Origin of the sequence: Streptomyces sp. DT224 (assembly GCF_049844595.1) — a bacterium.
GTDB lineage: Bacteria > Actinomycetota > Actinomycetes > Streptomycetales > Streptomycetaceae > Streptomyces.
Genome location: NZ_JBNCLI010000007.1, coordinates 329,786 through 352,347, shown reverse-complemented (window position 1 = coordinate 352,347; position 22,562 = coordinate 329,786). Strand labels below are relative to the sequence as shown.

The 22,562-nt window shown below is 72.7% G+C and carries 21 protein-coding genes and 1 riboswitch; of the genes, 11 read left to right on the top strand and 10 right to left on the bottom strand.

Annotated features, from left to right (window positions below; all coding sequences use genetic code 11):
* Positions 1 to 13 precede the first annotated feature (13 nt).
* The 3 genes from macS to ACLQ2N_RS19830 all read left to right on the top strand — a co-directional run bounded on the left by macS (position 14) and on the right by ACLQ2N_RS19830 (position 3,074).
* Positions 14 to 1,246 carry a MacS family sensor histidine kinase gene (macS, locus tag ACLQ2N_RS19840; protein WP_425814765.1) on the top strand — a complete coding sequence of 411 codons (1,233 nt, stop codon included), beginning with the start codon at positions 14 to 16 and terminating at the stop codon, positions 1,244 to 1,246.
* Positions 1,243 to 1,935: a response regulator gene (locus tag ACLQ2N_RS19835; protein ID WP_425814763.1), complete on the top strand. Its 693-nt coding sequence runs from the start codon at positions 1,243 to 1,245 to the stop codon at positions 1,933 to 1,935. Before macS ends, ACLQ2N_RS19835 begins: the two co-directional genes overlap by 4 nt.
* 134 nt (positions 1,936 to 2,069) lie before the next feature.
* Positions 2,070 to 3,074 (top strand): 2-hydroxyacid dehydrogenase, encoded by a 1,005-nt coding sequence (locus tag ACLQ2N_RS19830; RefSeq protein WP_425814761.1) that lies wholly within the window; start codon positions 2,070 to 2,072, stop codon positions 3,072 to 3,074.
* A gap of 11 nt (positions 3,075 to 3,085) precedes the next feature.
* Here the strand turns inward: ACLQ2N_RS19830 and ACLQ2N_RS19825 are convergent, their stop codons facing one another.
* From ACLQ2N_RS19825 to ACLQ2N_RS19815, 3 genes are all read right to left on the bottom strand, one after another.
* On the bottom strand, positions 3,086 to 4,954 hold the full coding sequence (locus ACLQ2N_RS19825) for an anthranilate synthase family protein (protein ID WP_425814759.1): 1,869 nt from the start codon (positions 4,952 to 4,954) through the stop codon (positions 3,086 to 3,088).
* Positions 4,955 to 5,050: 96 nt separating this feature from the next.
* Complete coding sequence (locus ACLQ2N_RS19820; RefSeq protein WP_073968448.1) at positions 5,051 to 5,107, bottom strand: trp operon leader peptide; 57 nt, start codon at positions 5,105 to 5,107, stop codon at positions 5,051 to 5,053.
* A 93-nt stretch (positions 5,108 to 5,200) separates the two neighbouring features.
* Positions 5,201 to 7,981, bottom strand: coding sequence for an N-acetylmuramoyl-L-alanine amidase (locus tag ACLQ2N_RS19815; protein ID WP_425814757.1), 2,781 nt, complete (start codon positions 7,979 to 7,981; stop codon positions 5,201 to 5,203).
* A gap of 168 nt (positions 7,982 to 8,149) precedes the next feature.
* On the opposite strand from ACLQ2N_RS19815, the gene ACLQ2N_RS19810 reads away from it, so the two are divergent.
* Positions 8,150 to 9,496 carry a class II 3-deoxy-7-phosphoheptulonate synthase gene (locus ACLQ2N_RS19810; protein ID WP_425815039.1) on the top strand — a complete coding sequence of 449 codons (1,347 nt, stop codon included), beginning with the start codon at positions 8,150 to 8,152 and terminating at the stop codon, positions 9,494 to 9,496.
* Between the two features lie 194 nt (positions 9,497 to 9,690).
* Positions 9,691 to 9,933, top strand: a complete 243-nt coding sequence (locus tag ACLQ2N_RS19805; RefSeq protein WP_425814755.1) for a (2Fe-2S)-binding protein — start codon at positions 9,691 to 9,693, stop codon at positions 9,931 to 9,933.
* A 6-nt stretch (positions 9,934 to 9,939) separates the two neighbouring features.
* Here ACLQ2N_RS19805 and bfr read toward each other — a convergent pair whose 3' ends face one another.
* Positions 9,940 to 10,419: a bacterioferritin gene (gene bfr / locus ACLQ2N_RS19800; RefSeq protein ID WP_361032745.1), complete on the bottom strand. Its 480-nt coding sequence runs from the start codon at positions 10,417 to 10,419 to the stop codon at positions 9,940 to 9,942.
* 153 nt (positions 10,420 to 10,572) lie between these two features.
* Between bfr and ACLQ2N_RS19795 the strand changes: the two genes are divergently transcribed.
* Positions 10,573 to 11,205: a sulfite oxidase-like oxidoreductase gene (locus ACLQ2N_RS19795; protein ID WP_425814753.1), complete on the top strand. Its 633-nt coding sequence runs from the start codon at positions 10,573 to 10,575 to the stop codon at positions 11,203 to 11,205.
* A gap of 19 nt (positions 11,206 to 11,224) precedes the next feature.
* Here the strand turns inward: ACLQ2N_RS19795 and ACLQ2N_RS19790 are convergent, their stop codons facing one another.
* The 5 genes from ACLQ2N_RS19790 to thiO all read right to left on the bottom strand — a co-directional run bounded on the left by ACLQ2N_RS19790 (position 11,225) and on the right by thiO (position 16,414).
* Positions 11,225 to 12,082: a deoxyribonuclease IV gene (locus tag ACLQ2N_RS19790; RefSeq protein ID WP_425814751.1), complete on the bottom strand. Its 858-nt coding sequence runs from the start codon at positions 12,080 to 12,082 to the stop codon at positions 11,225 to 11,227.
* Between the two features lie 8 nt (positions 12,083 to 12,090).
* On the bottom strand, positions 12,091 to 14,043 hold the full coding sequence (pknB, locus tag ACLQ2N_RS19785) for a Stk1 family PASTA domain-containing Ser/Thr kinase (RefSeq protein WP_425815037.1): 1,953 nt from the start codon (positions 14,041 to 14,043) through the stop codon (positions 12,091 to 12,093).
* 183 nt (positions 14,044 to 14,226) lie between these two features.
* Positions 14,227 to 15,021: a thiazole synthase gene (locus ACLQ2N_RS19780; protein ID WP_425814749.1), complete on the bottom strand. Its 795-nt coding sequence runs from the start codon at positions 15,019 to 15,021 to the stop codon at positions 14,227 to 14,229.
* A 2-nt stretch (positions 15,022 to 15,023) separates the two neighbouring features.
* The gene (gene thiS / locus ACLQ2N_RS19775; RefSeq protein ID WP_425814747.1) at positions 15,024 to 15,242 is read right to left on the bottom strand and encodes a sulfur carrier protein ThiS; all 219 of its coding nucleotides are present in this window, start codon (positions 15,240 to 15,242) and stop codon (positions 15,024 to 15,026) included.
* A complete protein-coding gene (gene thiO / locus ACLQ2N_RS19770; RefSeq protein WP_425814745.1) occupies positions 15,239 to 16,414 on the bottom strand; it encodes a glycine oxidase ThiO in 1,176 nt (391 codons plus the stop codon). The genes thiS and thiO overlap by 4 nt, the downstream gene beginning before the upstream one ends.
* A riboswitch (TPP riboswitch) is annotated at positions 16,412 to 16,523 on the bottom strand. Its footprint overlaps the gene before it by 3 nt.
* A 79-nt stretch (positions 16,524 to 16,602) precedes the next feature.
* Between thiO and ACLQ2N_RS19765 the strand changes: the two genes are divergently transcribed.
* The 5 genes from ACLQ2N_RS19765 to ACLQ2N_RS19745 all read left to right on the top strand — a co-directional run bounded on the left by ACLQ2N_RS19765 (position 16,603) and on the right by ACLQ2N_RS19745 (position 20,992).
* Positions 16,603 to 17,856, top strand: a complete 1,254-nt coding sequence (locus tag ACLQ2N_RS19765; RefSeq protein WP_425814743.1) for an NAD(P)/FAD-dependent oxidoreductase — start codon at positions 16,603 to 16,605, stop codon at positions 17,854 to 17,856.
* A 51-nt stretch (positions 17,857 to 17,907) separates the two neighbouring features.
* Positions 17,908 to 18,273, top strand: coding sequence for an Rv2175c family DNA-binding protein (locus ACLQ2N_RS19760; RefSeq protein ID WP_425814741.1), 366 nt, complete (start codon positions 17,908 to 17,910; stop codon positions 18,271 to 18,273).
* Positions 18,274 to 18,369: 96 nt separating this feature from the next.
* On the top strand, positions 18,370 to 19,023 hold the full coding sequence (gene thiE, locus ACLQ2N_RS19755) for a thiamine phosphate synthase (protein WP_425814739.1): 654 nt from the start codon (positions 18,370 to 18,372) through the stop codon (positions 19,021 to 19,023).
* Between the two features lie 140 nt (positions 19,024 to 19,163).
* Entirely contained in the window at positions 19,164 to 20,081 is a 918-nt protein-coding gene (metF, locus tag ACLQ2N_RS19750) for a methylenetetrahydrofolate reductase [NAD(P)H] (RefSeq protein ID WP_425814737.1), read from the top strand.
* 50 nt (positions 20,082 to 20,131) lie between these two features.
* A complete protein-coding gene (locus ACLQ2N_RS19745) occupies positions 20,132 to 20,992 on the top strand; it encodes a hypothetical protein (RefSeq protein ID WP_425814735.1) in 861 nt (286 codons plus the stop codon).
* 28 nt (positions 20,993 to 21,020) lie between these two features.
* On the opposite strand, the gene ACLQ2N_RS19740 is transcribed toward ACLQ2N_RS19745, so the two are convergent.
* Complete coding sequence (locus ACLQ2N_RS19740; protein ID WP_425814733.1) at positions 21,021 to 22,532, bottom strand: phytoene desaturase family protein; 1,512 nt, start codon at positions 22,530 to 22,532, stop codon at positions 21,021 to 21,023.
* Between the last annotated feature and the right edge of the window lie 30 nt (positions 22,533 to 22,562).

The window sequence follows — 22,562 nt, the reverse complement described above, 5'->3', positions numbered from 1 at the left end:
GGGGGAGAACAGCATGGTGAAACGCGTACGCGTGGTCCGGATGTCGGTGGAGCAGCCGCTGTGGCGCGCCCTGACGGCGTACCGGGTGCTGACGATGGTCTACGCCGTCCTCCTCGCCGCCTTCGCCCGGCACGACTACGAGCGGCCCTGGATAGCGATCACCTTCCTGTCGCTGATGGCCGTCTGGACGCTCGCCACCCTGCCGAAGGTGGGCAGCGCCGCCGCGTGCACCAAGCGCTTCCTCGGCGCCGACCTGGCCATCGCCCTCACCGGGATCGTCGTCACCCCGCTCGCCGACCTCCAGGCGCAGCACGTCGACGGACCGACCCTGCCGTCCATCTGGACCGCCGGTTCCGTCCTCGCCTTCGCGATCAAGGGCGGCTGGCGCTGGGCGGGCTTCGCCTCCAGCCTGGTCGCCGTCGCCAACCTCATCGAGCGCGGCGAACCCAGCCGCGACACCCTGCACAACGTGATGCTGGTCTGGGTCGCCTCCATCGCGATCGGTTACGTCGTCGAGGTCGCCCGGGCCAGTGAGCGCACCCTCGCCCGCGCCCTGGAGATCGAGGCCGCCACCCGCGAACGCGAACGCCTCGCCCGGGACATCCACGACGGCGTGCTCCAGGTCCTCGCGATGGTCCAGCGGCGCGGCGCCGCGCTCGGCGGCGAGGCGGCGGAGCTCGGCCGGATGGCCGGGGAGCAGGAGGTCGCCCTGCGCACCCTGGTCTCCAGCGGCCTCGTGCCGCCCACCCGGCTCTCCGAGGACGCCTCCGAGGGCGCCGTCGTGCGGACCGTCGAGACGGACGACGACGAACCGGGCGCCGGGGACGGCGGCGAGAGCGATCTGCGGGCCCTGCTCGCCCCGCACGCGGGCTCCCGGACCAGCTTCGCGGAGCCGGGCGCGCCGGTGCTGCTGCCGTCCGCCGCGGCGGCGGAACTGGCGGCCGCGGTCGGCGCCGCCCTGGACAATGTCCGGGTGCACGCGGGCGAGGGCGCCCAGGCGTGGATCCTGCTGGAGGACTGGCCGGACGAGGTCGTCGTCACGGTCCGGGACGACGGGCCGGGCATCCCCGAGGGGCGGCTCGCGCAGGCCGAGGGGGAGGGGCGGCTCGGGGTCGCCCTGTCGATCCGCGGCCGGCTGCGCGAGCTGGGCGGTACGGCAGAGCTGATCTCGGTTCCCGGCCAGGGCACCGAGGTCGAACTGAAGGTTCCTAAGGTTTCACGGGGGAAGGCGGGTTCGGTCCGATGAGCACGACACATGAAGAGGGCACCGGGCAGCGGGCGATCAGGGTGATGGTGGTGGACGACCACCCGATGTGGCGCGACGCCGTGGCCCGCGACCTCACCGAGGCCGGCTTCGACGTGGTGGCCACCGCCGGCGACGGGCCCCAGGCCGTCCGCCGGGCCGGCGCGGTCACCCCGGACGTCCTCGTCCTCGACCTCAATCTGCCCGGCATGCCCGGCGTGCAGGTCTGCAAGGAACTCGTCGGCAGCCAGCCCGGGCTGCGGGTCCTCGTGCTCTCCGCCAGCGGCGAGCACGCCGACGTCCTGGAGGCGGTCAAGTCCGGTGCCACCGGCTACCTGATGAAGTCGGCGAGCACGCAGGAGCTGGCCGACGCCGTCCGCCGCACCGCCGCCGGCGACGCCGTCTTCACCCCGGGCCTGGCGGGCCTGGTCCTCGGCGAGTACCGCCGGCTGGCCTCGGAGCCCGCGCCGGCCGCCTCCGACAAGCCGAAGGCCCCCGAACTGACCGACCGGGAGACCGAGGTGCTGCGGCTCGTCGCCAAGGGCCTCTCGTACAAGCAGATCGCGGAACGGCTGGTCATCTCCCACCGGACCGTGCAGAACCACGTCCAGAACACCCTGGGCAAGCTCCAGCTGCACAACCGGGTCGAGCTGGTGCGGTACGCCATCGAGCGCGGGCTCGACGACGCATAGGGCCGGTCGTTCGGATCGTGCCGGGCTCGCGGGCTCCGGCCTGATGCGAACGACCGGCCCTGAGCGGCGGGCCGGGGTACGCGGCCGTATATTCGCGATGACCGGCCGCCCAGCACGCAGACAGGGGAGACGTCGTGGAGATCCTGGCCTTCGGAGTGCAGTCCGACGAGAAGCCGCTGATCGAGAAGGCGTTCGCCGGAAAGCACGAAGTCCGCTGCCTGGACGTCTTCCTGAACCAGGACACCGCCCCCATCGCGGCGGGCTACGAGGTCATCTCCACCAGCGTCAACGCCGACCTGGGCGGCGCGGTCCTCCAGACCCTCGCGGCCGGCGGCACCCAGATGATCGCCCAGCGCTCCACCGGGTTCAACAACATCGACCTGGACGTCGCCGAGCGCCTGGCCCTGCGCGTCGCCCGGGTCTCGTACTACTCGCCGTACTCGGTCGCGGAGTTCGCCTGGACCCTGGCCATGGCGGTCAACCGCCGGGTGATCCGGGCCGCGAGCCGCACCCGCGACTTCGACTTCCGCCTCGACGGGCTCCTGGGCCGCGACATGCACGGCCGCACGGTGGGCGTCATCGGCACCGGCAAGATCGGCGAGGCGTTCACCCGGATCGCCCACGGCTTCGGCATGAAGCTGCTCGGCTGGGACGTCGCCGAGAACCCGGCCTGCGCCGAGCTGGGCATGCGGTACGTCGACAAGGAGCGCCTGCTCGCGGAGTCCGACCTGGTCAGCCTGCACGTGCCGCTGCTCCCGTCGACGCACCACCTCATCGACCGCGCTGCCCTCGCCCTGATGAAGGACGACGCGATCCTGGTCAACTCCAGCCGGGGCGGCCTCATCGACACCTCGGCCCTGGTCGGCGAGTTGCGCGCGGGCCGCTTCCTCGGCGTCGGACTCGACGTGTACGAGGCGGAGGCCGGGCTGTTCTTCCTGGACAAGTCCCTGGAGGGCGTGGACGACGACACCCTGGCCCGGCTCGTCACCTTCCCCAACGTCATCGTCACCTCGCACCAGGCGTACTACACCGAGGACGCGGTCGGCCAGATCATCGACGCCACCGTCGAGAACGTCGGCGACTACCTGGCCGGCCGCCACAGCGGCAACGTCCTGGTCCCGGCCCGCCCCGGGACCTGACTCCGCCTCTCTCAGCCGCGCACCGGCAGCCCCGCCAGCAGCTCGGACACGATCGCCGCACCGCGCAGCGTCAGCACCGACTCCGGGTGGAACTGCACCGAGGCGAACCCGGGCCCGCGCAGCGCGTGCAGCTCCCCGGACACCTCGTCCCGGCTCGCCTCGATGCCGTGCGCCGCCAGCTCCGCCGCCCCGGAGCCGTCGCAGCGCGCCGTGAAGCTGTTGTAGAAGCCGACCGTCTCGGGCCGCCCGAACAGGTCGATACGGGTCTGCGCCCCCTGGTACGGCACCGCCTTGCGGACGATCTCCAGGCCCAGTTCGGCCGCGATCAGCTCATGGCCCAGGCACACCCCGAGCAGCCCGTGCCGGTGCTCCCGCACCAGCTCGGCGGCCAACGCGCGCAGCAGCCGCATCTTCGGGTCGGCCGCGTCCCCCGGATTCCCCGGGCCGGGGCCGAGGACCACGGGCCCCTCGTGCGCCCGCACCGCCTCGCGCAGTCCCGGCTCGTCGTAGCGGCGCACGGTGACGTCGAGCCCCGAGGCGCGCAGCAGGTGCCCGAGCATCGCGGTGAACGTGTCCTCGCCGTCCACCACCAGGGCGTGGCCGACGCGGTCGGCGGCGCGCTCCTGCATCCGCAGCCAGAACGGGGCGAGCCCGTCCCGTCGGGCGTCCAGGGCCGCCCGCACCCGGGGGTCGTCGGCCAGCCGGGGCCGCTCCCGCTCCGCCTCGGGGCGGGCCGGGCGCACGCCGAGGGCGGCCAGGACCCCGGCCGCCTTCGCGTGGGTCTCGGCGACCTCGCTCTCCGGGTCGGAGTGGCGCACCAGGGTCGCCCCGACCGGTACCCGCAGCGTGCCGTCCGCGTCGATGTCGGCGGTCCGGATCAGGATCGGCGAGTCCAGGGTCTGGGTGTCGTCGGCCTCCCGGCGCAGCAGGGCCAGCGCGCCCGCGTAGTAGCCGCGCCCGCCGTCCTCGTACCGCTCGATGACCCGGCAGGCGTTCTGCACGGGGGAGCCGGTGACGGTCGCCGCGAACATGGTCTCCTGCAGCACCTCCCGCACGTCCAGCGAGGAGCGTCCGCGCAGCTCGTACTCGGTGTGCGCGAGATGGGCCATCTCCTTCAGGCGCGGGCCGATCACCACCCCGCCCATGTCGCCGACCGTGCACATCATCTTCAGCTCCTCGTCCACCACCATGGAGAGCTCCTCGGTCTCCTTGCGGTCCCCGAGGAAGGCGAGCAGGTGCTCGGGGGTGGGCCCCTCGGCGGGATAGCGGTAGGTGCCGCTGATCGGGTTCATCACGACGGTCCCGCCGGACATCCGCACATGCACCTCGGGGCTGGCGCCGACCAGCGTTCTCTCCCCCGTGTGCACGACGAACGTCCAGTACGCCCCCCGCTCGCCCGCCAGCAGCCGCCGGAACAGGGCCAGCGCGTCCGCCCGTCCGAATCCCTCGATCCGGCCCCGGAACGTCCGCCGGATCACGAAGTTAGCGCCCTCGCCCCGGCCGATCTCGTCCTCGATCACCCGGCGCACCGTGCCGGCGTACTCCTCGTCGCTGACGTCGAACGCCCCGTCGTCCACGCGGACTTCATGGCGGGGGAGCGCGTCCAGCGCCTCGTCCAGGGTCATCGTGTACGTCTCGTCCGCGACCAGGACCGACAGCGGTGTGCCGTCGTCGCGTACGTCGAAGCCGCGCTCCGCGATCTGCCGGAACGGCACCAGCGCCAGCGACGGACGGTCGCCGACGGGGATGTCGGCGAGCCGGTCCGCCTCGTGCACCCGGCCGATCAGCACCTCGACGGTGTCGTGGTCGTGGCCGGGGGTGCGGCGGCGCAGGAGGGCGAACGGCGGGCAGTCCTCGCGCAGGAGTCGGTCGAAGCTCATGGTCGGTTCCTTCCAGGGAATCAGCTGGGAGGAACGGCCCGTGGACACGGAAAAGGCCGCCCCTCGGGCGGCCTCTGCGTCAGTGTGTACGCGCGATCAGCGGGCCGCCGGATGAGCGGTCCACCACCAGTTACGGGTCGAGTGCGCGAACATGCCCCGTACCCTAACCCACGCCGGACGGCGGCGGGGCCCTTTCCCACCCGGCCGGATGGGAAAGGGCCCCGCGCTCCTGGGACGCCCTGCCGTTTAGAACAGGGTGTTGTAGATCTCCCAGCCGTCCCCGACCTGCGACTTCGTCGCGAACGGGGCGGTCACCTTGCCGGTGGAGTGGTAGAACCAGAAATCTCCGGCCGAGTCCACGCCGACCAGGTCGCCCCGGCCGTCACGGTCCAGGTCGCTCGGGCCGAGCAGCAGCTTGTACGTGCCCCAGCCCGAACCGATCTTGACGCGCGCGGCGTACGGCTTGGTGGCCGAGCCGGTGCCGGTGTAGATCCACAGGACCCCGGACTTGTCCCGGGCCACGAAGTCCGCCTTGCCGTCGCCGTTCAGGTCGCCGGTCGAGACGATCTGGTCGTAGATCTGCCAGCCGGTGCCGATCTGCGCCTTGGGCGCGAAGGGCTTCGACGGCTCGCCGGTGCCCTTGTAGAAATAGATCACGCCGGAACTGTTGCGGGCGATCAGGTCGGCCTTGCCGTCACCGTCGAGGTCGCGCATGCCGGTGAGGCTGTTGTACTGGTTCCAGCCGCTGCCGACCTTGAGCCGGGCCTGGTACAGCTTGTCCGGGTTGCCGCTGCCCCGGTAGTACCAGAGGACGCCGTCCTTGTCGCGGGCCACGAAGTCGCCCGTGCCGTCCGCGCGCAGCGCGGTCATCGCGGTGATCGCCGTGTAGCTGCCCCAGCCGTAGCCCGCCTGGTAGCGGCGGTAGTACGGGGAGGAGGCGCTCCCGGTGCCCTGGTACTGCCAGATGCGGCCGGCGCTGTCGCGGCCGATCATGTTGTAGCGGTCGGCCGCGGAGACCGGGGCCACGCTCGTGGAGGTCTGGACGTCGCTCGCCTTCACCCACGCCAGCCGGTGGTTGTACCGGATCGGCAGGTACGAGGTGGAGCCGACGACGTCCTTCTGGGCGGAGCCGAACCAGTCGTCGCCCTTCACCTCGGAGCCGGCCAGGGTGTACCCCTGTCCCGAGGGCAGCGTGTACTTCGTCAGGTAGTCCGGGTTGTCCGTGGGGGCCTCCAGGCCCGCCGCGTCATAGGCGGCCGTCTCCGGGTAGGCGCGCCCGTAGATCCGGACCGTCACCCCGGCCTTGGCCTTCACGACGCGCGGGGCCGCGGCGAGCGGCACGGTGTACTGGCCGCCCGGGTTGTAGAACCAGCCCTTCTTCCCGCCGTACCAGATCGCCGTCCAGTCGGCCTTCGCCTCGGCGACGACATAGGTGTCGCCCGCGCGGACCTTGTTCGACCAGTTGGAGCCCTCGCTCCACAGCGCCGAGAAGTAGGGGTCGCTCAGCGTGGTGGCGCTGGTCGACGGCGAGGTGTACAGGTAACCGAAGTTCGCCGGCTGCTTGGTGACCGCCTTGGTGCCGGCCGTCAGCTTCGGCTGGTTGGCCGTGGTGAACGGCGGTACCACGCGCACCAGCTGCCCCGCCTTGACCGGGCCGCCGGCGCCGCCGGCACCCGTCGGTGCGCCCATCAGGCCCATGAAGTGGTTCCAGTCCCAGAACGGGCCCGGGTCCCAGTGGGTGTCGTCGGACTTGTCGTCCAGAAAGACGGGCACCGCGTCGTGGCCGATGATGTGCTCACGGTCCAGCGGGACGCCGTACGTGTCGGCCAGGAACTTCACCAGGGCGGCGGAGGACTCGTACTGCGGCTCCGAGTACCACTTGCCCTCCTTGATCGCGTAGCCCTCGTGCTCCACGCCGATCGAGTGCATGTTGAGCGACCAGTTGCCCGCGTGCCACGCCAGGTCCTTGTTCTCGACCATCTGCGTGACGAGCCCGTCCGAGGCGCGGATCAGGTAGTTCGCGCTCGCTGCCGCGCTCGGGCTGGTGAGCGTGGAGAGTGAGCTCGCGTAGTCGGCCTCGGTGTCGTGGATCACGATCTGCCGGATGTCGACGCCCTGGTCGGGGCGCACGGCCGGGGTGTAGCTGCGCTGGCCCGTGCTCGACGTCTTGGCCTGCACGAAGTTGCAGTTCAGACCGGACGGGCACTCCGGGGTGGGGGTCGCGGCGGTGCTCGCGAAGGAGGCGGCCAGCGGCACGTTCGCCGGCTTGACCGGCTCGACCGACGGGTCGGCGGGCAGCGAGACCTGCTGACCGTCCTGGGTGACCGCGCTCGCGCCCGTACGGATCGAGTCGAAGACGCGCTTCGCGAAGAGGTCGGCCCCCTTCTTGTCCGGCGACTGGCTGAACCGCGCCACCGCCGGATACCACTGCGAGGCGTCGTCGGACAGGGAGCCCTTCGCGTCGCGCTGGTACTCGGCGAGCAGGGCCGCGCCCGCGCGGATGCTGTCCTCGGTGTCGTCGCGTACCGACGTCGTGTCCGTGTCGATCAGCTCGGCGGCCTCGTCCAGCGTGTGCAGCCGGGGGTCGGAGGTGTCGACCGTCTTCTTCGGCAGGTCGCGCAGCGCCTTCGCGGCGTCGAAGGTCTTCTCGATGTCCGGCCGGCCGGACATGTTCATGTGTGCCAGGCGTTCCTTGTCGTCCGGCTGCTCCACGTCCCCGGGCGACACACTGGTCAGCCCCATGACGTTGTACGCGCCGGTCGTACTCGGCTGGCCGTCGTGGCTCTCCCAGCGCGTCTGCCGGTACGAGACCGCCATCAGCACGCTCTGGGGCACGTCGAACTCACGGGCCGCGTCCGCGAACTGGGCCTGGAGCACGGCGGATGCCGAAGCGGGCTCGGCGCCCGTGGAGTCGGGGCCCTGCGCCGCGAGGGCCAGGGTGCCGATCGTCGCGGTCGCGACCACGGCGGCGCCGGCGCCGATCAGCAGCCGTCTCTTCTTGAGGTCCCTACGGTGATTCCGCTTCAAGTCCCCACCCTCGATGTCCACTTGTCCAACGTTGTTCAACGTCGAAAACCGTGAGGCTAGCAGGCCGCCCGGACAGCCCCGGCACCGACCGTGCCGAGACGTCCGTCTCAGTGACTGGGCAAGCGGGGAACGGAGGGGGCGCGACCCCGTAATGTGGACGCCGTGACCGTGAACGCCAATACCTCCGTCGCCGGTGGCAACACCTGGCGAGACCTTCCCGCGGCGCAGCAGCCCGAGTACCCCGACTCCGAGGCGCTGCGCGATGTACTCGCGGACCTCGCGTCGTATCCGCCGCTCGTCTTCGCGGGCGAGTGCGACCAGCTGCGTGACCGTATGGGAGCCGTCGCCAAGGGCGAGGCGTTCCTGTTGCAGGGCGGAGACTGCGCCGAGGCATTCGACGCCGTGTCGGCCGAGCACATCCGCGCCAAGCTGAAGACGCTGCTCCAGATGAGCGCCGTCCTCACCTACGCGGCCTCCGTGCCCGTCGTCAAGGTCGGCCGGATCGCCGGCCAGTACTCCAAGCCGCGCTCCAAGCCGACCGAGACCCGCGACGGCGTGACCCTGCCGACCTACCGGGGCGACTCCGTCAACGGCTTCGCCTTCACCGAGGCCGACCGCGTGCCCGACCCGGAGCGGCTGAAGCGGATGTACCACGCGTCCGCCTCCACGCTGAACCTCGTGCGCGCCTTCACCACCGGCGGTTACGCCGACCTGCGCCAGGTGCACGCGTGGAACCAGGACTTCGTGAAGTCGTCCCCGTCCGGCCAGCGCTACGAGGCCCTGGCCCGCGAGATCGACAACGCGCTGAACTTCATGAAGGCGTGCGGCACCGACCCCGCCGAGTTCAAGGCCGTCGAGTTCTACGCCTCGCACGAGGCCCTGCTGCTGGACTACGAGTCGGCGCTGACCCGCACCGACTCGCGAACCGGCCACCTGTACGACACCTCGGGCCACATGGTGTGGATCGGTGAGCGGACCCGCCAGATGGACGGGGCGCACATCGAGTTCGCCTCCAGGATCCGCAACCCGATCGGGATCAAGCTCGGCCCGACGACCACCGTCGACGAGGCCCTGGGCTACATCGAGCGCCTCGACCCCGAGCGCGAGCCCGGCCGGCTGACGTTCATCGTCCGGATGGGCGCCGACAAGGTCCGCGACAAGCTGCCCGAGCTGGTCGAGAAGGTCACCGCGTCCGGCGCCACCGTCGCCTGGGTGACCGACCCGATGCACGGCAACACCTTCGAGGCGGCCTCCGGCCACAAGACGCGCCGCTTCGACGACGTCCTGGACGAGGTCAAGGGCTTCTTCGAGGTGCACAAGGGCCTCGGCACGCACCCCGGCGGCATCCACGTCGAGCTGACCGGCGACGACGTCACCGAGTGCGTCGGCGGCGGCCACGAGATCTTCGTGGACGACCTCCACCAGCGTTACGAGACGGCCTGCGACCCCCGGCTCAACCGCAGCCAGTCGCTCGACCTGGCCTTCCTCGTCGCCGAGATGTACCGCGACCAGTAACGACCTCGCCCGCGATTGTCGGCGGCGTCACGGCGGGCAGCACCGTACGACTGTGGGGCACGGATCGATGTGATCCGTGCCCCACAGGGCGTTCCCGGGCTTTTACCACCCCCGGGCGGCGGGTAAGGTTAGGTTAGCCTCACCGATCATCGGGGCGGCGCCCACGACCCGTCCCCGCCCGGGAGGTGAACCGCATGTACGTCTGCTCGTGCTTCGGCGTTACGGAGCAGCAGGTCAAGGACCATGCGGCGGCCGGGGCCTGCACGCCCCGCCAGATCGCCTCGGCCTCCAAGGCCGGCACGGACTGCGGCGGCTGTGTCCGCACCATCCAGGCGATGCTCGGCCGGGGCGCCTGCCCGCGCCGTGAGCTCCTGGAACGGAAGCAGACGCCCGCCACCTCCGACGCTCCGGTGGAAGGGCTCCCCGAGGCCGCTTGAGCGCGGTCAGCTCTCCGGCTGCTCGATGAGCTGCGCGATGTACAGCGGCTCGCCCAGCTTCTCGACCAGGTCCAGCTGGGTGTCGAGGTAGTCGATGTGGTGCTCCTCGTCCGCGAGGATCGACTCGAAGATGTTCGCCGACGTGATGTCGCCCTTGTTGCGCATCAGCTCGATCCCGCGCTTGAGGCGGTCGATCGCCTCGACCTCGATCTGCCGGTCCGCCTGGAACATCTCGGTGACCGTCTGGCCGACCCTCACATGGAACAGCCGCTGGTAGTTCGGCAGACCGTCGAGGAAGAGAATGCGGTCGGTCAGGATCTCCGCGTGCTTCATCTCGTCGAAGGACTCGGCGCGCGTGTATTTCGCGAGCTTCGTCCAGCCGAAGTTGTCCTGCATCTTCGCGTGCAGGAAGTACTGGTTGATGGCCGTCAATTCGGCGGTCAGCTGTTCATTCAGGAACTCGATGACCTCGGGGTCGCCCTGCATCGCAGAGGCTCCTTCCAGCGGTGGACCGGGCACGTTGGCGGCATCCTCGCACCCGCCCCGGTGACCGTCCAGTAAGTGCATGCTTAGTATGAGTTGCCCGAATCGCCTCCGCCCTGGTCACGACCACCCCTGCCTGTCTGTCACCATGGAGACATGGGTCAGCCGGAAAGCCGGGAACACCGCGCGTCAGAGCAGTCCGAGCTTCCGCCGGGCCAGCGGCTGCAGCGCGGATGGCCGGTGACCCACTACGGGCCGGTCCCCAAGTTCAAACCGGAGCGCTGGGAATTCCGCGTCTTCGGCGCGACCGCCGACGGTGAGAAGCACTGCTGGAACCACGAGGAATTCTCGGCGCTGCCGTTCTCCTCGGTCGTCGCGGATCTCCACTGCGTCACGAAATTCAGCATGCTGGGCGCCGAGTGGGGCGGTGTGCTCGCCCGCGATGTGGTCGCTCTCGCGCCCCCCGCCCCTCAGGTCACGCACGTGATGGTCTGGGCCGAGTACGGCTTCAGTTCCAACCTCCGGCTGGACGACTTCCTCTCCGACCGGACCCTGTTCGCCACCCACAAGGGCGGCGAACTGCTCACCGCCGAGCACGGCTTCCCGCTCCGGCTCGTCGTTCCCCATCTGTACGCGTGGAAGGGCCCCAAGTGGGTCCGGGGCATCGAGTACATGACCGCCGACCGCCGCGGCTTCTGGGAGGAGCGCGGCTACCACAACATCGGCGACCCCTGGAGGGAACAGCGCTACTCCTACCAGGAGGAGCCCGGGGAGGGCCCCGAACTCTGACCGGGCGCCCCCGCGGGGGTCACGCGCCGTCGCGCAGCGCCTGGAGCCGGGCCACGTCCGCCGCGTGGCCCTCCTTGCCGCCCGGCGTCTCGATCACCAGCGGTACGCCCTCGGTGGCCGGGTGCGCGAACAGTTCGCAAAACGGCTCCTCGCCGATGTGGCCCGAGCCGATGTTCTCGTGCCGGTCCTTGTGGGCGCCCGAGACGTCCTTGGAGTCATTGGCGTGGACGAGCTTCAGCCGGCCCTCGCCGACCGTCTCCACCAGCAGGTCCAGCGTCTCCTTCATCCCGCCCGGCCCGGCCAGGTCGTGCCCCGCCGCGAAGATGTGGCAGGTGTCCAGGCAGACCCCGAGCTTCGGATGGGCGTCCAGGGCCTCGAAGTACGGGCCGAAGTCCCAGGTCCGCGAGCAGAGCGAGGATCCCTGTCCGGCGGTGGACTCCAGCAGCAGGAACGGGTCGTCGTCGTGCGTCAGCTCGTCCAGCAGCGGCCGCATGTGCGTCCGTACCTGCGCCAGCGCCTCCTCGCGGGGCCGTCCGCCGGTCGCCGACCCCGTGTGCACCACGACGCCCAGCGCCCCGATCTCGCGGGCACGGCGCAGCGAGTGGCGCAGCGACTCCACGGACCGCTCCACCGTCGCCGGGGTGTGCGAGCCGAAGTTGATCAGGTACGGAGCGTGCACGTACGCCGGTATCGACTCGGCGGCGCACTGCTCGCGGAACAGGGCGTCCTGGGCCGGATTCCCGGCCGGGGTGGCCCAGCCGCGCGGGTTGGCGACGAAGACCTGGACGGCCTCGGCGCCCATCTCGCGGGCATAGGGGAGGCCGGCCTTGGCGAGGCCGCCGGCCACGGGGACATGGCCGCCGACGGGGTTGCGCATACGGATCTCTACAGTCCCTTGGTCTTGATGGTGATGGTGCTGCCCTCGGGGGCCCGGTCGCCGCCGTCCACGGACTGGCTGGAGACCTTGTCGCTGAAGGAGAGGAACCCGCGGTCGACCTTGACATCGAAGCCCGCCGCTTCCAGCTCGTCCGTGGCGTCGTCCACGTCCTTGCCGACCACGTCCGGCACGTCGATCATGCGCGGCCCGTCGGAGACCGTCACCGTCACGGTGTCGCCCTCGGCCGCTTCGGCGCCCTCCTCCGGTGACTGGACGGCGACATCGCCCTCGTCCTCCGGCGAGTGCACCCGGCCGGGCTTCACCTTCACCTTCAGCCCCTCGTCGGCCAGCGTGTCGGTGGCGTCGTCCACGGAGAGCCCGGTGACATCCGGGACCGTGACCGGGCTGCCCTTGGACACGACGATCGCGACCGCCGAGTCAGAATGGCGCTCGGTGCCCGCGTCCGGGTCCGTACGCACCACCTCGCCGGCCGCCACGTCCTCGCTGAACTCCTTGGTGACCATGCCCGGGAGCAGGCCCGCCTCCTTCAGCTGCCGCTTGGCGTCGGCGAGCCGGACCCCCACGACATCGGGCACGTCCACGATCTCGGGGCCGCGCGACACGACGAGGGTGACCGAGCCGTTGCCCCTGATCCGCGCGCCGGAGTCGGGGTCGCTGCTGATCACCTTGCCCCGGTCGACGGTGTCGCTGAAGGCCCGCTTCACGCCCTTCAGCTCCAGGCCCGCGTCCGAAAGCCGCTTCTCGGCCGCCTTCTCGGTCTGGCCCAGCAACGAGGGGACCTTCGTGAACTGCCCGGAGTTGATGTACCAGACACCGCTGCCGACGCCCAGGACGAGCAGGACCGCGAGCACCGCCGCGAGCACCGCCGCGAGCAGCCCGCGCCGGGGGCTGCCGAGCGGCCCGGTCCGGCGGGGCGGCAGCGGGTGCTGCGGGGGCGTGGGCGGGGGCATCTCCAGCCGGCTCGTGTGGTGGGCGGTGCCCAGGTCCTCCGGCAGGACCCGGGGGATCACCGTCGTCCGCGCGTCGCTCCCCTCCGCCGCACCGTCCGGACCGGGCTCCGGCCGGGCCTGCGGCGGTACGGCGTCGAGCTGCGCGTCCGTGAGCGCGGCGCGCGCCCGGCGGGCCCCGGCGAGCAGCTCCACCGCGTCGAACGGGCGGGCCTCCGGGTCCCGGGCGGTGGCGCTCGCCACCAGCGCGTCCAGCTCGGGCGCCAGACCCGGGACGGCGGCGGACGGCGGCGGCACGTCCTCGTGCAGATGCTGGTAGATGACCTGGGCGGGGGACTCCCCGTCACGCGGCTTGTCGCCGGTCAGCATCTCGTACAGCACGACCCCGCAGGCGTACACGTCGGCCCGGGTGTCCGCCGTGCCGTGCTCGATCTGCTCCGGGGCGAGGTACGAGACGGTGCCGAGGATCGTCCCGGTGGTGTTCGTGACCGCGTCCACGGCCCGGACCAGGCCGAAGTCGGCGACCTTGACCCGGCCGTCGTCCCCGATCAGCACGTTCTCCGGCTTCATGTCGCGGTGCACGAAGCCCGCCCGGTGCGCAGCGCCGAGGGCGGCGAGCACCGACTCCAGGATGTCCAGCGCGGCCCGCGGCCGGAGCGCGCCGCGCTCGGTCAGCACGTCGCGCAGCGTGCACCCGGCGACGTACTCCATGGCGAGGTAGACGTACTGACCCTGGGCGCCCTGGTCGAAGACGCCGACCACGTTGGGGTGGGCGAGATGCGCCACCGACTTCGCCTCGCGGATGAAGCGCTCGACGAACGAGGCGTCGGTCGCCAGCGCCGGGTGCATCACCTTGAGGGCGAGCACCCGGTCGAGCCGCGTGTCCATGGCCCGGTAGACCGTGGCCATGCCGCCCACGGCGATGCGGGCATCGACGCGGTAGCGGCCGTCGAGCAGCTGCCCGACGAGGGGGTCCTGGAGGGTCGTATCCACCATGCGAGTCTACGAGCCGCCGCGGACAGGCCCGCCGCGGTGGAGCGAACCCGGCGCAGTACTGCAGCCGAGCCGTGACAGGGGCGCGCCGCCCGGGGCCGGAATCCCGGCCTCCGACTGCCCCCGGGCCCCGGAACTGTGGATTCCGGCACGTTGGCCCGGCCCGGGCGGCGCGCGAGGGTGTCAGAAGGCCGGCCGCTCCGGATCGAGCACCGCCCGCCCGGCCGCCGGCGACGAGGCCTGCGCGAAGTGGCGGCGCGGGATGCGCCCGGCCCGGTACGCGAGCCGCCCGCCCTCCACCGCGTGCCGCATCGCGGCGGCCATCAGCTCCGGCTCCTGGGCCCGGGTCACCGCCGAGGCGAGCATCACCGCGGAGCACCCCAGCTCCATCGCGAGCGCCGCGTCCGACGCGGTGCCGGCGCCGGCGTCCAGGATCACCGGCACTCCGGCCCGCTCGGTGATCAGCTGGAAGTTGTGCGGGTTGCGGATGCCCAGGCCCGAGCCGATGGGGGAGCCGAGCGGCATGACCGCCGCGCACCCCACGTCCTCCAGCTTCCGGGCCAGGACCGGGTCGTCGTTGGTGTACGGCAGCACGGTGAACCCGTCGTCCACCAGGATCTCGGCGGCGTCCAGCAGCTCGACCGGGTCGGGCAGCAGGGTCCGCTCGTCGGCCACCACCTCCAGCTTGACCCAGTCCGTGCCCAGGGCCTCACGGGCCAGCCGGGCGGTGAGCACGGCCTCCCCGGCGGTGTAGCAGCCGGCGGTGTTCGGCAGCACCCGGATGGACAGCTTCCGCAGCACGGAGAGCACCGAGCCCTGCACGGTCGGGTCGAGGCGGCGCATGGCCACGGTGGTCAGCTCGGTGCCGGACGCGGTCAGCGACCGCTCCAGCACGTCCAGGCTGGGCGCCCCGCCGGTGCCCATGATCAGCCGCGAGGTGAAGTCGGTGCCCCCGAGGGTGAACAGGTCGTCGGACACGGTCAGCCTCCCTGGACCGCGGTCAGGACCTCGACCCGGTCGCCGTCGGTGAGCGCGGCGGCGGGCCACTGGCCGCGCGGCACCACGGTCTCGTTGAGCGCGGCGGCCACCCCCGTCGGCGCGTCGGTCAGCGACGCGACGAGGGCGTCCAGGGTCGTGCCGGGCGCGACGACGGCCGGTGCGCCGTTCACGGACACGGTGAGCGCGGTGGGCTCGGTCATGCGGGCTGCTCCTGGGGTGCGGGGACCGGGGCGAACCGGCCGGGGGAGAAGGGGCGGGCCGCCTCGGGCAGCTCGCCGTCGGCCAGCAGCGACGCCATGGCGTCCCCGGTGACGGGGGTGAGCAGCACCCCGTTGCGGCCGTGGCCGGTGGCGAGGTGGAGGCCGGGCAGCGCGGTGCGGCCGAGCAGCGGGGCGTTGTCGGGGGACGCGGGGCGAAGGCCGGCGCGGGTCTCGGTGAGCGGCAGCTCGGTGATGCCGGGCACCAGCTCGTGGGCGTCGCGCAGCAGCTCGTAGACCCCGCCCGCCGTGACGGTGGTGTCCCAGCCCATCTCCTCGGTGGTGGCGCCGACGACCAGCTCACCGTTCTCGCGCGGTACGAGATAGACGTGGCTGCCCCGGACCACCGCGCGTACGGTGCGCGAGAGGAAGGGGGCGTACGCCGGGGGCACGGTGAGGCGCAGCACCTGGCCCTTGACCGGGCGCACCGGTGGCAGGACGTGGGCGGGCACCCCGGCGAGCCGGCCGCTGAGGCTGCCCCCGGCGAGCACGACCTGGCCGGCGGCCACCTCCGTACCGTCGTCGAGCACGGCCCCCACGGCCCGGTCCGACACCAGCGAGAGGCGGTCGGCCCGGCGGCGGTGGAAGACCACGCCGGCCCGCTCGCAGGCGGTGAGCAGCGCGGCGGCGAGGCGGCGCGGGTCGACCTGGTGGTCGCCGTCCACCCGCAGCCCGCCGCGTATGCCCGGGGCGAGCATCGGCTCCAGGCGGCGGCACTCGCGCCCCGTCAGCCACTCCGACTCCAGCCCCGAGCGGCGTTGCAGCTCGTGGAGTTCGCGCAGATGGGCGCGGTCGTCGGCGTCGAGCGCGACGGCCAGGGTGCCGCAGGCGCGGAAGCCGGTGTCCTGCCCGCTCGCCTCCTCCAGTTCGGCCGTGAACGACGGATAGCGCCGGGCGGAGGCGAGGTTGAGCCCGAGCAGCATCTCCTCGCCGTAGTGCAGTTCGGTGACGGCGGCCAGCATCCCGGCCGCCACCCGGGCCGCTCCGCCGCCCGGTTCGGGGTCGGCGAGCGCGGTGGACAGACCGCGCTGCGCGGCCCGCCAGGCGGTCACCAGACCGATGACGCCGCCCCCGACGACGAGGACGTCGGACCCTTCGGTGGGATGGGTGCGCATGGGCGTCCAGCCCCTCCCTTCGCCGGCATGACCCGGATCAGGTTCGTACGGTCGGAGGCCGCCAGCCTCCCTCTCAGCCCGGTGCGCCCGGGCTCCCGCGTGTCTTACGGTGGCCACCCTAAACCCCGTCCCCCGGGGTCGGGAGGGCCACCCTTCCTGACGCCCGGTCAGCTACGTAAGGTGGACGGGTGAGCGAGCAGCAGCGGGCAGAGCGGTCGGAACGCCGGGTCGTCGTCGCGGGCGCGGGCATGGCGGGTGTGCAGACCGCCGTCGCCCTGCGGGAACAGGGCTTCACCGGCCCGGTCACGCTGATCGGCGCCGAACCCCACCAGCCCTACGACCGCCCCCCGCTGTCCAAGGCGGTGCTGCTCGGCAAGGCCGAGGAGTCCGCCTTCGACATCGACTTCGAGGCGCTGGGCATCGCCCTGCGCCTGGGCTGCGAGGTCACCGGGGTGCGCGCCGGCGACCACGAACTGGACACCTCCAGGGGCCCGGTCCCCTACGACGTCCTGGTCCTGGCCACCGGCGCCGAACCCGTCGCCCTGCCCGGCTCCGACGGCGTCCCCGGCGTCCATCTGCTGCGCACCCTCGACGACGCGGCCCGGCTGCGCCCCGTCCTCGAAGCGGGACACCCCGTCGTGGTCGTCGGAGCGGGCTGGATCGGCGCCGAGTTCGCCACCGCCGCCCGCGCCGCCGGCTGCGAGGTCACCGTCGTGGAGGCCGCCGACCGCCCCCTGGCCGGCGCCCTGCCCGCCGAGGTCGCCGCCCCGATGGCCGCCTGGTACGAGGAGAGCGGCGCGCGGCTCCTCACCGGCGCCCGGGTCGCCCGCGTCGAGCCCGGCACGGTGGTCCTCGCCGACGGGCGCACCCTCCCGGCCGGCGCGGTCGTCGTCGGCATCGGCGCCCGCCCCGCCACCGGCTGGCTCGCCGGCTCCGGCATCGTGCTCGGGCCCGAGGGCTCGGTGACCGCCGACGCGGCGCTGCGCACCTCACTGCCCGACGTGTACGCGGTCGGCGACTGCGCCTCCTTCCCCTCGGCCCGCTACGGCACCCGCCTGGTCGTCCACCACTGGGACAACGCCCTCCAGGGGCCCAGGACCGCCGCCGCGCACATCACCGCCGCCGACGACACGGAGGACATCCCGCCCTACGACCCCGTGCCCTATTTCTGGTCCGAGCAGTTCGGCCGGTTCGTGCAGTACGCCGGACACCACGCGGACGCGGACACCCTGCTGTGGCGCGGCGATCCGGCCGGACCCGCCTGGTCGGTGTGCTGGCTGCGCGACGGCGTCCTGGTCGCGGTGCTCGCGGTCGGCCGCCCCCGCGACCTGGCCCAGGGGCGCCGGCTCGTCGAGGCGGGGGCCCGGCTCGACGCGGAGCGGGCCGGTGAACCCTCCGTACCGCTGAAGTCGGCGGTTCTGCCGTCACGGCCCGGGCCCTGAAGGGCCGAGTCCGGGTTTCCGCTGTCAGTCCGGGATGGCAGGCTTGTCCCCGTGACCGAGATTGACGCAAAGATCGATGCTCTCGTCCCTGCCTGGCTCTACCTGCCCGACATCGCGGAAATGCTCGATGTCGAGGTGACGCGTGTGCGGCAGCTGGTCAAGGAGGGCCAGCTCATCGCCGTACGCCGTGGAGAGAACCGGGCTCTTCAGGTGCCCGCCGCCTTCATCGACGGCGACAAGGTGGTCAAGGGCCTCTCCGGGACCCTGACGCTCCTGAAGGACGACGGCTTCTCCGACGAGGAGATGCTCGAATGGCTCTTCACCCCCGACCCGACCCTGCCCGGCACCCCCGCGCAGGCACTGAGTGAGAATCGCGGCACGGAGGTGAAGCGCCGCGCCCAGGCGCTCGCCGTCTGAACCGACCGGGGAAGCGGGCCGCACCGCACGAGCGGGCGGCCCGCTTCCCCACGCCGCGCACCGCATCCGTTGTCACCGTCCGGGGGGAACCGCACCATGTCCACGCCTCGCTCGCAGCTGTCCGACGCCCGGCTCTACCTGTGCACGGACGCGCGCAGGCGCCAGGGCGACCTGCCCGACTTCCTCGACGCGGTCCTGGCCGGCGGGGTGGACATCGTCCAGCTCCGCGACAAGGGCATGGAGGCCGCCGAGGAGCTCGACCACCTCGCGGTCCTCGCGGACGCCTGCAAGCGGCACGGCAAGCTCCTCGCCGTCAACGACCGGGCGGACGTGGCCCACGCCATCGGCTCCGACGTCCTGCACCTCGGCCAGGGCGACCTGCCGGTGCCGGCGGCCCGCGCGATCATCGGCGCCGAGCCGGTCATCGGTCGCTCCACGCACGCCGAGGCCGAGGTCGACGCCGCCGTCACCGAGCCCGGCGTGGACTACTTCTGCACCGGCCCCTGCTGGCCCACCCCGACCAAGCCCGGCCGCCACGCGCCCGGTCTGGACCTCGTCCGCTACGCCGCCTCGCTCGCCCCCGCCCGCCCCTGGTTCGCCATCGGGGGCATCGACGCGGACAACCTCGACCAGGTGCTGGACGCCGGGGCCCGCCGGATCGTCGTCGTGCGGGCCCTGACCGAGGCGTCCGACCCGGGCGCGGCCGCCGCTGAGCTGGCACGACGGGTCCGCGAGCGCGCCGGAGCCTGACGGGGCGGCCGCGTCCGAAGCGGCGGCCCCCGGGGCGGGCCTGGGACGAGTCTGTCCGAAGGATGGACAAGAATCAGTCAATTCCGGCAAATGACTCCGGTTCGGTTGGGAGCCCGTCCCGCCCTGGTTAACCTGCCCGTATGGCCCTTGGCACACCTTCCACCAGGACAGATCACGCGCGCACCGTGCGTGAGATGCTCGCGACCGGCGAGACTTCGTACTCGTTCGAGTTCTGGGCGCCCAAGACCGAGAAGGGCGAGCGCAACCTGTGGAACGCGCTGCGCCGGGTCGAGGCCGTCGCGCCGAGCTTCGTCTCGGTGACGTACGGCGCCGGCGGCTCCACCCGCGCCGGCACGGTGAAGGCCACCCAGGACATCGCCGCCGAGTCCACGCTCACCCCGGTCGCCCACCTCACGGCCGTCGACCACTCGGTCGCCGAACTGCGCAACATGGTCGGCCAGTACGCGGACGCCGGCATCCGGAACATCCTCGCCGTGCGCGGAGACCCGCCGGGCGACCCGATGGGCCCCTGGGTCGAGCACCCGCAGGGCGTGAAGTACGCGGCGGACCTGGTCCGGCTGATCAAGGAGGCCGGCGACTTCTGCGTGGGCGTCGCGGCGTTCCCCGAGAGGCACCCGCGCTCCGACGACTGGGACACCGACGTACGGCACTTCGTGGACAAGTGCCGCGCGGGCGCCGACTACGCGATCACGCAGATGTTCTTCGACCCCGAGGCGTATCTCCGGATGCGTGACCGGGTGGTCGCGGCGGGTTGCGAGACGCCCATCATCCCCGAGGTCATGCCGGTCACCAGCGTCCGGCAGTTGGAGCGGTTCCCCCAGCTCAGCAACGCGACGATGCCGGACGAGCTGAAAGACGGCATCCTCGCCGCCAAGGACGACCCCGCCGCTGTACGCTCCATTGGCATCGACTTCGCAACGCGGTTCTGCGCGAAGCTGCTCTCCGAGGGTGTGCCCGGACTGCACTTCATCACGCTGAACAACTCGACTGCGACGCTCGAGATCTACGAGAATCTCGGACTGCACAAGCAGTCGTGACCGGCCGTACCCGCCACCATCCGGGGCGGTGGCCGTAGAAGGGGGCGGGCATGGGCTGGACGGTCCTCTACATCGCGTTCGGTGTCGTCGCGCTGTGGCTGCTCGGCGAGGTGCTGCTGCAGTACAAGGCGCGGCTGCGCTGGCGCCTCCTCGCCTTCACCGGCTTCCTCGGTGTGGTGATCGGCGTCCTGATGCCGTCCGTGCCCGTCATCGCCCTCGGCGCGGTCGCCTTCGCCACCGGGCAGACCTATGTCACTCTCTCGTTCCGCAAGGGCTTCTCCACCGGTTGGGCCATAGGCGGCAAGCCCGGCGAGAGCCGCCGCCGGCGCGGCAACGGCGACCGCAAGCCCACGCTGGAGGTCTCCGGCCTGGAGGTGGAGTACGAGGGCGGCGCCCCCGACGTCCCGGCCGCCCCGCCGTCCGGCCCCGCCGCCGTCTACGCGGCCGAGCCGATGCCCGAGGACACCGGCCAGTACGGCGTCTACACCGACCCCGCCCCGCCCCGTCCGGCCCACCAGCCCCAGGCCGCGCAGAGCCAGGACGCGTACGACCCCTACGGCTACCCGGCGCACCAGCCCCAGGGCCAGGACGCCTACGCCGGGGCCGGACCGTACGACTACGGCACCGACCCGCAGAGCTACGCCGCCTACTCCGACCCGTACATCGGCACCACCGCGAGCACCCCGCAGTACGACACGTACGACGGCTACGGGACCTACGACGGCCACGGCGACCGCCGGCCGTACGCCGACCCCTACGCGCAGGGCGCCACCTACGGCACGGACACCCCGCCGGGCGGCGTCTGGGTGCCCCAGCAGCGCGAGGGCGAGCAGTACCCGCAGCAGCCCGCCGCCCCCGCCCCGTACCCGAACGGCTACGACACCGGCCACAACGAGCAGTACCGCTACTGAGGGCCCCGGCCGCAGGTCCCCGCCCCGCTCACCGCGAGCCGCGGAAGCCCTCCCCCTCCACCACGGTCCCCGCGACGAGCGCCCCGGACATGCCCGCGTGCGCGAGTCCGCCGCCCGGATGGGACCATCCGCCGGCCAGCAACAGGCCCGGCAACCGGGTCCGGTTGGCGGCGTGCAGGAACGCGCCGCCGGCACCGCCCAGCGCCGGCGGCGGCACGGCACCGCCCTCGGCGCCCGTGTCCGCGGCCGTCTCGGCGGGCGTCCGCACCCGCGTCCGCAGCACCCGCTCCCGCAGGCCCGGCACCGCGGCGCCCGCCGCGTCGGTCAGCGTCTGCGCGAACCGGGCCCGCAACGCCTCGTCCGTCCAGTCCACCCGGCCGTGCGGGGCCACCGTCGCCACCAGCGTCACCGCCTCGTGCTCCGCGTCGGGGCGGGTCGTCGGGTCGTCGGGGCGCAGCACGGTCACCGTGGGGTGCGTGGCGAGCCGGCCCCCGAACACCGCCTCGCGCTCGGCCGCCCCGTCCGCCGGGTGCACCACGGTCCGGTGCACGGCGTCCGCGGGCCGGCCGCCGCGCAGCGACAGCAACACCACGAACCGGCCGCTCGCCCCCGCACCGTCCGCACGCACCGTCACATCCCCGTCCGCCCAGAGCTCCTGACCCGGCACCAGGCCGGGCCACGGCCGGGCGCCGAGCACCACGTGGGCGGCCTCCGCGACCGTCCCGTCCGCCAGCTCCACGCCCGCCGCGCGGCCGTCCTTCGCCACGACCCGGACCACCTCGGCGCCGAAGACGAACTCCACCCTCCGGGCCAGGCACCGCTCGTACACCGCCCGGGCCAGCTCCCGCATGCCGCCGCTCACGTACCAGGTGCCGAACGTCTCCTCCATGTACGGCAGGAGGGCCGCGCCCGCCGGGGCGCGCGAGGGGTCCAGGCCGTACGCGAGGGCGTATCCGTCGAGGAGGGCGGCCAGCCGGGGGTCGGCCAGCTCCCAGGCGCCGATCTCCGCCACCGTCCCGGCCCGCCGCGCCGGGCGCAGCAGCCGCCGGCGCTCCTCGGCCGGATACGGGTCGCGGCCCAGCACCTGCCAGTCGGTGCGCAGGGGCTCCTCCAGGAGCGGCCGCCGCGAGCGGTCCCAGGCGTCCCTGGCCCGGTCGAGGAACGCCCCCCACCTCGCGCCCGCCCCACCGCCGAGCGCGGCGTCCAGGGCGGCGACGGTCCCGGCGCGCGAGGCGTTCGGCAGGGAGACGGAGGTGCCGTCCGCGAAGAGGTGCCGGCTCGCCGGGTCCACCTGGGTCAGCGTGACGCACCGCTCCAGCGGCTCCTTGCCGGTCTTCACGAACAGGTCGCGGTAGACCGCGGGCAGGGGGAGGAGCCCCGGGCCGGTGTCGAACGTGAAGCCCTCGTCGGCGTACCGGCCGAGCGAGCCGCCGTACGTCTCCGACCGCTCGTACACCGTCACCCGGTGGCCTGCCACGGCCAGCCGGGCCGCCGCCGCCATCGCGCCCATCCCGGCGCCGATCACCGCAATTCGTGCCATGCGGCGACCTTAACGGCCGCCACCGACAGC